At 67.8% G+C, this 11,323-nt stretch carries 8 protein-coding genes; 2 read left to right on the top strand and 6 right to left on the bottom strand.

Annotation, left to right across the window (positions count from 1 at the left end; all coding sequences use genetic code 11):
- Nucleotides 1–113: 113 nt before the first annotated feature.
- The 4 genes from Mterra_RS04155 to Mterra_RS04140 all read right to left on the bottom strand — a co-directional run bounded on the left by Mterra_RS04155 (nucleotide 114) and on the right by Mterra_RS04140 (nucleotide 5,170).
- Complete coding sequence (locus Mterra_RS04155) at nucleotides 114–968, bottom strand: ABC transporter permease (RefSeq protein WP_119314024.1); 855 nt, start codon at nucleotides 966–968, stop codon at nucleotides 114–116.
- The gene (locus Mterra_RS04150) at nucleotides 968–1,891 is read right to left on the bottom strand and encodes an ABC transporter ATP-binding protein (RefSeq protein WP_218022871.1); all 924 of its coding nucleotides are present in this window, start codon (nucleotides 1,889–1,891) and stop codon (nucleotides 968–970) included. The genes Mterra_RS04155 and Mterra_RS04150 overlap by 1 nt, the downstream gene beginning before the upstream one ends.
- A gap of 388 nt (nucleotides 1,892–2,279) precedes the next feature.
- Nucleotides 2,280–3,122, bottom strand: a complete 843-nt coding sequence (locus tag Mterra_RS04145) for an isoprenyl transferase (protein WP_119314022.1) — start codon at nucleotides 3,120–3,122, stop codon at nucleotides 2,280–2,282.
- A 65-nt stretch (nucleotides 3,123–3,187) separates the two neighbouring features.
- Entirely contained in the window at nucleotides 3,188–5,170 is a 1,983-nt protein-coding gene (locus Mterra_RS04140) for a diguanylate cyclase domain-containing protein (protein WP_119314021.1), read from the bottom strand.
- 152 nt (nucleotides 5,171–5,322) lie between these two features.
- Here Mterra_RS04140 and zapE point away from each other — a divergent pair, with 152 nt between their 5' ends.
- Together zapE and Mterra_RS04130 are read left to right on the top strand one after the other, a co-directional pair.
- Entirely contained in the window at nucleotides 5,323–6,300 is a 978-nt protein-coding gene (gene zapE / locus Mterra_RS04135) for a cell division protein ZapE (protein WP_119314020.1), read from the top strand.
- Between the two features lie 17 nt (nucleotides 6,301–6,317).
- Nucleotides 6,318–7,466, top strand: coding sequence for a phosphopentomutase (locus Mterra_RS04130; protein WP_119314019.1), 1,149 nt, complete (start codon nucleotides 6,318–6,320; stop codon nucleotides 7,464–7,466).
- Between the two features lie 354 nt (nucleotides 7,467–7,820).
- On the opposite strand, the gene Mterra_RS04125 is transcribed toward Mterra_RS04130, so the two are convergent.
- On the bottom strand, nucleotides 7,821–8,195 hold the full coding sequence (locus Mterra_RS04125) for an endonuclease domain-containing protein (RefSeq protein ID WP_119314018.1): 375 nt from the start codon (nucleotides 8,193–8,195) through the stop codon (nucleotides 7,821–7,823).
- Nucleotides 8,196–8,397: 202 nt separating this feature from the next.
- Nucleotides 8,398–11,013, bottom strand: coding sequence for a leucine--tRNA ligase (gene leuS / locus Mterra_RS04120; protein ID WP_170159546.1), 2,616 nt, complete (start codon nucleotides 11,011–11,013; stop codon nucleotides 8,398–8,400).
- Nucleotides 11,014–11,323: the final 310 nt, after the last annotated feature.

Below are 11,323 nucleotides of genomic sequence, written 5' to 3'. Positions count from 1 at the left end.
GTGGTGACCCCTCCCCCCCCCTCCCCGCCGGCGGGGAGGGTGGGGGAGGGGTCACCACATGCCACGGGCTGACGGCTGAAAGCTGACCGCTGACGGCTTACTCCTGACCGCTTCTACAGATCCCGCTTGCGGAAGATCCAAACTGCCAGTGCCAACGCCGCGACGATATATGCGCCTACCCACAGCAGGAAAAGGGGGTCGGCGGGGCGGTTGCCGGCGAAGGGGTTGCCTTCGGCGTCCTGGCGGGAGAGCTGGAGCAGTTCGGGGCTTTGCAGGTAGTAGGAGGCGAAGCGCCACAGGGCGTCGGTGGGGATGGCCCAGGTGCTGGCCTTGGAGAGGCGCTCGAGCAGCGGCGTGTTGGTGAACTGGGCGATGAAGCCTAAGATGCCGCCGGTCCAGCCCATCCCGTAGAGCACCACCTGGCCGATGCCGTTGGTGAGGGTGGGGAGGAAAGACGAGCCCAGCAGGGTGAGGGTGAGCAGCAGCACGGCGTTGAGGCCCATCAGGCCCAGGGCGGCGAGGGGCTCGGGGGGGAGGTAGCCCACCATCAGCCAGGTGCCCAGCAGCAGGCCGCCCCCGGTGAGGGCCATGTAGGCGAAGGCCAGCAGGCTCATGCCCAGCCACTTGCCCAGCACCACCTCGGCGCGGCTTATGGGCTTGGTGAGGACGGTGTGCAGGGTGCCGGCCTCGAGCTCGCCCGAGAGGCTGCCCACCCCGCTGAACACGCTCACCAGGCTGCCCAGGAAGTTCACCATGTACAAGCCCATCAGCACCACGAACATCCAGGCGAACTCGGCCTGGGGGAAGCGCTCGAGGCCCGCTTCCCGGGCCCGCCGCTCGAAAGCCTGCTCCTGGAGGTAGACCCCGTAGAAGAAGAAGGCCAGGAACAGCACGGTCAGCAGCGCCAGGGCGAAGAGCAGCCGCTTGCGCGCCACCTCGCGCAGGGTGAAGCGGGCCACCTTGAGCATCAGGCCCCCCTCCGCCCGGTCTTCTCGCTCACGAGCGAGACGAACAGCTCCTCCAGGCTCAGGCGCCGGGGGGTGAGGGCGTAGAGCTGGGCGCCGCTGTGGAGCACCGCCTCGGCCAGGCGCGGGAGCTTGGCCTCGGAGTCCACCTCGAGCACCGCGCCCTGCCCGCCGGCGGAGCGCACGCTGCCCAGGCCCTTCAGGCGCTCGAGCAGGGCGGGGGAGAGGGCGTCCACGCGCAGCTCGACCTCGAGGCGCTCGGCCAGCAGCTCGCCCATGCGCCCGCTGCGCACCACCCGCCCCCGGTGCACGACGGCGATGCGGTCGCAGGTCTGCTCGACCTCGGAGAGCAGGTGCGAGTTGAGGAAGACCGTGGTGCCCTGGGCCTTCAGCCGCCCGATGATCTCGCGCACCTCGCGCCGCCCCAGCGGGTCGAGGGCGCTGGTGGGCTCGTCGAGGAAGACCAGCCGGGGCCGGTGCAGGATGGCCTGCGCCAGCCCGATGCGCTGCTGCATCCCCTTGGAGTAGCCCCGGATGCGCTCGCGCTCGCGCCCCAGCAGCCCGACCTGCTCGAGCACCTCCGGGATGCGCCGCCGCAACTCGCCGGCCTCCATCCCGTACAGCTCGCCGTGGAAGCGCAAGAACTCCTCCCCGCTCAGCCAGTCGTGGAAGCGGAACATCTCGGGCAAAAACCCGATGAAACGCCGGGCCTCCTTGTCCTGCGGCGAGCGCCCCAGCACCTCGAGCTTCCCCGCCGTGGGGTGGGTCAGCCCCAGCAGCATCTTGACGGTGGTGGTCTTGCCGGCCCCGTTAGGGCCGAGAAAGCCGAACACCTCCCCCTGCTCGACCTCGAGGCTCACGTCCTCGACGGCCGGCCTCCCCCAAAATACCTTGCGCAGGTGCGCGGTGCGGATAGCGGCTGGCACAGGGGGGAGTATACGGGCCGGGAAAATTAGAGCGGTATGGCAGGGAGGGGCAGAGGACCGGGTTTAGGGGGCGTGTGGCCCGTGGCTCGTGGGCTGTCGAGGGCCAGGGCGCATTGCGTCCCGCGTTCGGCGTAGGACGTACGGCATACAACCTCCGTTCACCGCCATTCGATCACGGGAACGCCCAGGACGAGCAATTCCCACCAGCGCAGGCGTAACTTGGGCCGGTAATTTCGGACCATGCCTAAGGATAATCGAGAATTGGTCCTGAGTGATGAAAACCCACGTTATATGGACCGCATCCATACCGCTGGGCTGTTTGCCGCTCGAGGGGCGATGGGAAAGGGCCTCGAGCGCGCTCGAGGCCCCCCGAGAACCCGCGTAACGCCTACTTGCCGAAGCGCCGCTCACGGCCCTGGTAGGCCCGGATGGCCCGCAGGAAGTCCACGCGGCGGAAAGCGGGCCAGAAGGCGTCGAAGAAGTAGTACTCGCTGTAGGCAGCCTGCCACAGCAAGAAGCCGGAGAGCCGGATCTCGCCCGAGGTGCGGATGATGAAGTCGGGGTCGGGGACGCCGGCGGTGTAGAGGCGCTCGGAGATGTGCTCCATGTCGAGCTCGGCGGCGAGCTCATCGGGGCTCTTGCCGGTGCGGGCGGCCTCGAGGAGCAGGCTCTTGACCGCGTCCACGATCTCCTCGCGCCCGCCGTAGCCCATGGCGATGTTGAGCAGCATGCCCTCGTGGTGCTTGGTGGCCTCCTCGAGCTCCTCCAGCGCCTGCAGCACCTTCGGGGGGAAGCGGTCGTGGCGCCCGATGACCTTCACGCGCACCTCGTTGGCGTGGATGCGCGGGTCCTGGGCCATGCGCCGCGCCTCCTTGACGAAGAGGTTCATGAGGGTCTCGACCTCGACCTGCGAGCGGTTGAAATTGTCGGTGGAGAAGACCCAGATGGTGACGGTGGGGATCTTGAGCTCCAAGCACCACTCGAGCACCTCGTAGGCCTTCTGCACGCCGAACTCGTGCCCCTCGTGGCCGGCGAGGCCCAGCTCGCGGGCGAAGCGCCGGTTGCCGTCTAGAATCATGCCCAGGTGGCGGGGCACGTGGCCGTGGCGCACCTCGGCCTCCAGCCGTTTCTCGTACCACCAATACAGCGGCTTGAGCGCGCCGCGCAGCAGGTTGATGGCCTGCTGCCGCAGGGAAGTCTTGCGGGGAATTAACGGGGTGTCTACTGCCATGCGCGAACCTCGAGGTCCAGTCCAAAGCCCATTCTAGCGCCCGCGGCGCCCGGGCGGGGCGCCGCCTATTGGCCCTCGGCCGCCGGCGGGGCCTTGTCGGCGGGCTTGCCCTTCACCGCGTACATCTCGCGGTCGGCGTAGCGGTACAGCGCGTCGGCGTCGGTGCCGTCGCGGGGGTAGAGGGCCAGCCCGATGGAGGCGGTGACCTCGAGCGCCCGGTTGCCGATGCGCACGCTGGTGTTCACCTCGGCGCCCAGCTTGCGGGCGATGCGCTCGGCCATCTGCACCGAGGGGAGGTCGGCCAGGATGACGCCGAACTCGTCGCCGCCCAGGCGGGCCACGGTGTCGCCGGGGCGCACGGCGGCGGCGAGCTGGCGGGCCACGCTGCGCAAGAGCTCGTCGCCGGTGGCGTGGCTGAAGGTGTCGTTGACCTTCTTGAAGTTGTCGAGGTCGATGTAGAGCACCCCCACCAGGCGGCCCTTCTCCTCGGCGCGCTGCATGGCCTGGGTCAGGCGCTGCTGGTAGAGCATGCGGTTGGGGAGCTTGGTGAGGGGGTCGTGGGTGGCCTGGTACTCGAGCTGCTCGATGAGGCCCTGGCGATCGACGGCGATGGCGGCGAGGTCGGCGACGATGTGCGCGGCGCGCACGTCGGGCTCGAGGGGGCTGGGGCTGATGACGGTGAGCGCGCCCAGCACCACCTCCTTGGAGGTCACGGGGAGGGTGAGGGCGCTGCGGTAGCCGCTGCGCAGCAGCAGTTGGCGGGCGGGGTCGTCGAGGCGCTGCTCCTGCTCGAAGTCGGGCATGGCCGAGGCCTCGCCCTCCTGCACCCGGTAGCCCAGCGGCCCCGTCGCGCCGGCCTCGAAGAAGCGGCGCAGGGTCTCGGGGAGGTTGGTGCTGGCGGCGAAGCGCACCCGGCCGCTCTTGAGCACCTGGATGGCGCAGGCGACTTCGGGGAGCTGGGCGGCGAGCATCTCCACGAGCACCTCGAGGATGTCCTCCAGCTCGGCCCCCCGCGCGATGAGCTCCAGGGCCAGGTTGCGGTCGCGCTCCAGCCGCACGGCGCGCTTGTGGTCGGTCACGTCCACGATCAGGCCGCGCAGCCGCACGGTGCCGTCCACCTCGCGCAGCGCCGAGATGCGGTCCTGGAACCAGTGCAGCCGCCCGTCCTTGTCGAGGGCGCGGTACTCGACCTCGGCGGTCTCGAGGGTGATCGCCAGGGTGCGCAGGCGCTGGGCCACCTGCTCGAAGTCGCTGGGGTAGAGCACCCTGGGCCACACGCTCCTCTCGCGCGGGCCCAGGAACTCGCTCATGCCGTAGCCCAGCACCCGCTCGATCTGGCGGCTGACGAAGGTGAAGACCAGGCTGTCCTTGTGGAGCTCGGCCTCCCACACCACGCCCTCGAGGCTGTTGACGAGCTCCTGGTAGAGCGTGCGCGACTTGCGCAGCTCCTCCTCGGCCCGCTGGCGCTCGGCGAGCTCGGTCTTGAGCTGGTCGAAGAGGTGGGCGTTCTCCAGCAGCGGGGAGGCGGCCCTCGAGACCGCCTCCACCAGCGCGACCTCGCTGCGCCCGAACCTGCGCGGCTCGTAGCTGTCGAGGCCCAGCGTGCCCACCACCCGGTCGCCGGCGAGGATGGGCACGATCAGCATGGACACCACCCCGAAGTGCCTGGCGGCCTCGCGTCCCGCGCCCATGCGGGGGTCGTTCTGCGCGTCGAGCACGGCCACGGGCCTGCGGGTCTTGATGACCTTCTGGGTGATGACGTTGCCCTTGAGGGGGATGCGGTCGTTGAGGCCGGTGCGGTGCTCGCCGCCGAACTCGGCCACCACCGTGAGGTACTGCCCGTCCTCCGACATGCGCGCGAAGCCCGCGTGCTGCACGCCCACCACCTCCACCAGCTCGCTGCAGATGACGTTGAGCACCGTGAGCGGCTCGAGCGGCGCCCCCGAGGTGGCGACGATCTGCTTGAGCATGGTGGCCTCGCGCAACCTTCGCTCGAGTTCGCTCTTGCTGAGGGCGGTGACGGGGTTGGGGCGGGGCTGGGCTTTCATAACGCGCGCCGGGTGGTGCTTACCGAAGAGAGATCATACCCTTTTTGTGCCCTTCGCCCCGGTTTTATGGGAAAACGGGAAAATTTCGCCGGACGCGGCGGGGTGAGCGGGGCCGCTGACCGAACCCCGCCAAAGGCGATAGGCTTGGAGCCGTGCGCCTGGTTGAACGACAGCCCCACATCGACCTCGAGGCCCTGCTGGCCCAATTCGTGCCGCCGCCGCGCTACAGCCGCGCCACCTTCGACTCCTACCAGCCCGACCCCCGCTTCTCCTCCCAGGCCGCGGCCAAGGAACGCCTGAGCCGCTGGGTGCGCGACCGGCCGCAGGGCTTCTTCCGCAAGCGGCTGCCCGACCCCCGCGGCGTCTACCTCGACGGGGGCTTCGGGGTGGGCAAGACCCACCTCCTGGTGGCGGCCTACTGGCAGGCCCCCGGCCCCAAGGCCTACCTCTCCTTCGAGGAGCTCACCTACGCGGTGGGCCTGATGGGCATGACCCAGGCGGTCGAGCGCTTCGGGGGCCTGGCCTACCTCTTCATCGACGAGTTCGAGCTCGACGACCCCGGCAACGCCCAGATGGTCACCAACCTGCTCGGCCAGACCATGGAGCGGGGCCTGCGGGTGGCCGCCACCTCCAACACCCAGCCCAGCGCCCTGGGCCAGGGCCGCTTCAACGCCGAGCAGTTCCGCATCCAGATCCAGAGCCTGGCCCGCCGCTTCGCGGTGGAGAGCATCGACGGTGAGGACTACCGCCACCGCGACTTCCAGCACCCGCCCTTGCCCCTCGAGGCGGAGGAGCTCGAGGAGCTCTACCACGAGGAGACCCGGGCGGCCAGCTACGACTCCTTCGGCGAGCTGTTCTACCTGCTGCGCGGGCTGCACCCCATCCGCTACCGCTACCTCTTCGAGTCGCTCGAGGTCGTCTACCTCGAGGGCCTGGCCCCCATCCCCGACCTCAACGACGCCCTGCGCTTCGTGCACTTCGTGGACAAGCTCTACGACCGCGGCCTGCAGCTCCGGGCTTCGGGGGTGCCGCTGGAGCAGATCTTCCTCGAGGGCTACCGCCACGGGGCCTTCGCCAAGAAGTTCGGCCGCTGCCTCTCGAGGCTCGCCGAGCTGCTCAACCAGCGCTGAGCGCTTATGCTCAGGCCATGAAGATCACCACCATCGTCCTCGACTCCGTGGGCCTGGGCTACCTCCCCGACGCCGCCCGCTTCGGCGACGAGGGGGCCGACACCCTCGACCACACCGTGCTCAAGACCGGCGTGGAACTGCCCAACCTCGCCGCGCTGGGCCTGGGCCGCGTGCCCGGGGTCCACAGCCTGCCCCCGGCGGAAGCCCCCCAGGGCGCCTTCGGCCGCATGGCCGAGGTCAACCCCGGCAAGGACACCTCGACCGGGCACTGGGAGTTCGTGGGCGTCCAGCTCGAGCACCCCTTCCAGGTTTTTCCACAGGGTTTTCCGCACGACTTCCTCCAGCGCTACGCCGAGCGCATCGGGGTGGGGGGCTGGCTCCTGAACCGGCCCTACTCCGGCACCGACGCCATCCGCGACTACGGCGACGCCCACCTCGAGACCGGCTTCCCCATCGTCTACACCTCCGCCGACTCGGTGTTCCAGGTGGCCGCCCACACCGGCAAGGTGGGGCTCGAGACCCTCTACGCGTGGTGCCGCGCGGCCCGCGAGATGCTGGTGGGGCCGCTGGCCGTCGCCCGCGTGATCGCCCGCCCCTTCGAGGGCCAGCCGGGGAGCTTTAGCCGCCGCGAGGACCTGCGCAAGGACTTCGCCCTCGAGCCCCCCCACAACGTCCTCGACGTGCTCAAGGAGGGGGGGCTCGAGGTGGTGGGGGTGGGCAAGATCCCCGACATCTACGCCCACCGCGGCTTCACCCGCGAGGTGAAGTCGAAGAACAACGCCGACGGGATCGCCCGCACGATGGGGCTCATGCAGCAGGACTTCTCCGGCCTGGTCTTCACCAACCTCGTTGACTTCGACGCCAAATTCGGCCACCGCCGCAACCCCGAAGGCTACGCCGCCGCCCTGCGCGACTTCGACACCGCCCTCCCCGGCATCCTGGCCGGGCTGGGGCCCGGCGACTACCTCTTCATCGTCTCCGACCACGGCAACGACCCCACCTGGCGCGGCACCGACCACACCCGCGAGTACGGCATGCTGCTGGCGGTAGGGCCGGGCCTGGCCGGGCGGGACCTGGGCACCCGCGAGACCTTCGCCGACCTGGCGGCGACGTGGGCAGGGCTGTTCGGGCTCGAGTGGGGAGGGCCGGGGAAGCGGATTGTTTGAGGCTGTGTCGCATTAGAGAAAAGGGGGGTGTGGGGGGCTATAATCCCCCGGACTTTCGGTCCGGGGATACATGGACTCCCCACGTCCACCGCAGGTGGACATAACATAGTGGGCGGCGGATGTGGGGTATAATCCTCTTGGGGACAGGCTTCCCCATGCACCTTGAAACTTGGAGTAGGGGGTTCCATCGGGTAGTCTGATGGGTAAAACTCCAAACGAACACCCGTGGCAGAGCTGGAAGCATTGCGCTCGCCTGCCGATACGGAGTCAAGGTTTTCTGGGCTCGGACGGAGCCTTCGGGCATGGTATATCCGTGATTCCCGAGAAGCCTTGGACTTCCAGTCCAAGGAGTCGTCACCCTTGCGACCAGCTCGAGGTCGCTACGAGCTTCGAAACCTGTTCGCAGACTCCCTCGAACTCCTCCAATACTTCGCTGTTGGTGAAGCGCAAAATCTTCAAACCTAGCCCCTCGAGGACAGCCGTGCGCTCGGCATCGTAAGCTTGCCCATCCTCGGTGAAATGTGAGTGTCCATCTACCTCGATCACCAGCTTGCGTTCGGCACAGTAGAAATCCACGACGTACTGATCAATCGGGCGCTGGCGCAACCAGCGGGGCTCGAGGGTTCGTAAATAGGCCCATAACTTCCGCTCGGCAGCGGTCATGTTTTTGCGAAGTTCTTTAGCACGCTCTATAAGCTTGGGGTTGTAGGTCAGGAAGCGGCGAGACATGGCGGAGTTATTCTGCCTGAGAATACCTCCAAAATTAACCTCCCTTTTGAAGGGTTATCCCCCCTATCCCCCCTTGTTAAGGGGGGAATTGACTGCTGGGCACGGTAAAACTTTGGGTTTCCTGCCTTATTGTGCCTTCACCAAGCCGTGAAAAGCCCCCCTTAATAAGGGGGGTTGGGGGGATAGAGCGAGGGCGCTCGAGCTATTGCACCACGATGTTGAGCAGCTTCCCCGGCACGTAGATCTCCTTCACCACCTGCTTCCCGTTGATGTGCGCCTGCACGTTGGGGATCTCGCGGGCGATGCGCTTGATCTCGTCTTCGCTGGCCTGCGCGGGGACGGTGGCCTTGCCGCGCACCTTGCCCGAGACCTGCACCACCAGCTCGAAGGCGTCGGCCACCAAAGCCTCCTCGTCCACGGCGGGCCAGCGGGCCTCGAAGACGGAGGAGTCGTGGAACCGGTGCCACAGCTCCTCGGCGATGTGGGGGGCGAAGGGGGCGAGCATCTGCACGTAGTTGAGCGTGGCGAGGCGGAACACCGGGGTGACCGGGTTGTCCTTACGGTAGTCGTACATCGCGTTCAGGAGTTCCATCAGCGCGGCCACGGCGGTGTTGAAGCGCAGCGCCTCGATGTCCTCGCTCACCTTCTTGATGGTCTGGTGCAGCTTCTGGTAGAGCGCCCTGTCGGCGCCGGTGAGGGCCTTGGGCTCGTGCACGTCGCCCTGGGCCTCGAGCTCGGACAGGTTCTCGGCCACCAGGCGCCACACCCGGTTGAGGTAGCGCCACGCGCCCTGCACGCCCTCCTCGGTCCAGATCATCTCGTTCTCGGGCGGGGCGGCGAAGAGGATGGTGATGCGGGCGATGTCGGCGCCCTGCTCGCGCACGAAGGGCCCCACCATCACGCCGTTGCCCAGGCTCTTCGACATGGTGGCGGGCTTCCAGAAGTGGGTGCTGCCGTCGTCGTGGGTGCGCAGCTCGGCCCCGCTCTTGCGGGCTTCGTCCACGGTGAGGGTTTCGGGGATGTCCAGCTTGGCCCGGCGCTCGGAGGTCAGGAAGCGGATCTGCCCGTCCTTCACCTCCACCGGCCCCACGTCGGTCCAGCCCTGCACCATGCCCTGGGTGAAGAGGCCCTCGAAGGGCTCCTCGGCCTCCACCATGCCCAGGTCGTGCAAAAACTTGGTGAAGAAGCGGGCGTAGAGCAGGTGCAAGATGGCGTGCTCGATGCCGCCGATGTACTGGTCCACGGGCATCCAGAAATTGGCCTTCTCGGGGTCGAAGGGCACCTCCTCGTTGCCCGCGTCGGCGTAGCGCAGGAAGTACCAGGACGAGTCGATGAAGGTGTCCATGGTGTCGGTGTCGCGCCGCGCCTTGCCGCCGCAGGAGGGGCAATCGACCTCGTAGAACTCGGGGTGAGCGGCCAGGGGGCTCTTGCCCTTGGGCCGGATGTCCTCCACGTCCTTGAGCGTGGGGAGCACCACCGGCAATTGCTCGTAAGGCACCGGCACGATGCCGCAGCTATCGCAGTGGATCATGGGGATGGGCGTGCCCCAGTAGCGCTGGCGGCTGATGAGCCAGTCGCGCAGGCGGTAGTTGACCTTGCCCTCGCCGATGCCTCGCTCCTCCATCCAGGCGATGACCTTCTTCTTGGCGTCCTCGACGTGGAGGCCGTCCAGGAAGCCGGAGTTGATGGCCGGGCCGTCTTCGGTGTAGGCCTTGCCCTGCCAGCCCGCAGGGGGCTGCACGGTGCGGACGATCTCGAGCCCGAACTTCTCGGCGAACTCCCAGTCGCGCTCGTCCTGCCCCGGCACCGCCATGATCGCGCCGGTGCCGTAGCCCGAGAGCACGTAGTCGGCGATCCAGACCGGGATCTCCTTGCCGTTGGCCGGGTTGACGGCGTAGGCCCCGGTCCAGACCCCGGTCTTCTCGCGGTCCTCGCGCTGCCGCTCGACCTCGCTCTTCATGCGGGTGGCCGCGACGTAGGCCTCGACGGCCTCCTTCTGCTCGGGGGTGGTGATCCGGGCGACGAGCTCGTGCTCGGGGGCCAGCACCATGAAGGTGGCGCCGAAGATGGTGTCGGGGCGGGTGGAGAAGACCCGGATCTTCGCGTCGTGGCCCTTGACCTGGAAGTCGAACTCGGCCCCGGTGCTCTTGCCGATCCAGGCCCGCTGCATGGCCTTGACCTTCTCGGGCCAGCGCGGGAGCTTGTCGAGGTCGTTCAAGAGGCGCTCGGCGTAGTCGGTGATCTTGAGGTACCACTGCTCGAGCTCGCGCTTCTCGACCAAGGCCCCGCTGCGCCAGCCGCGCCCGTCGATGACCTGCTCGTTGGCGAGCACGCTCTGCTCGACCGGGTCCCAGTTGACGTAGCTCTTCTTGCGGTAGGCCAGCCCCTTCTCGTACATCTTGAGGAAGATCCACTGGTTCCACTTGTAGTACTCGGGGGTGCAGGTCGTGACCTCGCGGCTCCAGTCGTACTGGATGCCCATTAAGGCGAGCGACTCCTTCGACTGCTTGATGTTGCCGAAGGTCCAGTCGGCGGGGCTGACGCCGAACTTCAAGGCCGCGTTCTCGGCGGGCAGGCCGAAGGCGTCCCAGCCGAAGGGGTGCAAGACCGAGTAGCCCTGCTGGGTGCGCCATCGGGCCAGCACGTCGCCCATGGTGTAGTTCTTGAGGTGGCCCATGTGCAAGTCGCCGGAGGGGTAGGGGAACATCACCAGGACGTAGCTCTTGTTGGCCCCGCCCTCCTTGGCCTCGAGCAGGCCGGTCTGCTGCCAGTACTTCTGCCACTTGGGCTCGAGCTCGTGGGGGTTGTATTTGTCCATGCTCATCGTTTTCGTCCCTCTCTTTGGCCGGGATCCCCGAACCGGGCGCCGCGCTCGGCTTTATGGGCCGCGTCACCGCTAGGGGTGCCTGCCGGCTTGATTCCGGCTCGGGGTACTAAAAATCCCCCTTCACGCCGAAGGGGGAGGCCGGACACCTGGCTTCTTAGCAGGGGCCTCCCGGTAGTTCTAGTAGCCGTCCGGCGAACTTCATGGAGCCATGATAACACGCTTTGGCGGCGGGGGGCTCGAGAAGCGCACGCCTCAGCGCCCGGCCCGGCCGGGCGCTACGTGAGGGTTACATTAAGCTTCT

It is taken from the genome of Calidithermus terrae, assembly GCF_003574345.1.
Lineage (GTDB): Bacteria > Deinococcota > Deinococci > Deinococcales > Thermaceae > Calidithermus > Calidithermus chliarophilus.
The sequence above is the reverse complement of the archived record's forward strand: the minus strand, read 5'-3'. Positions and strand labels throughout refer to the sequence as shown.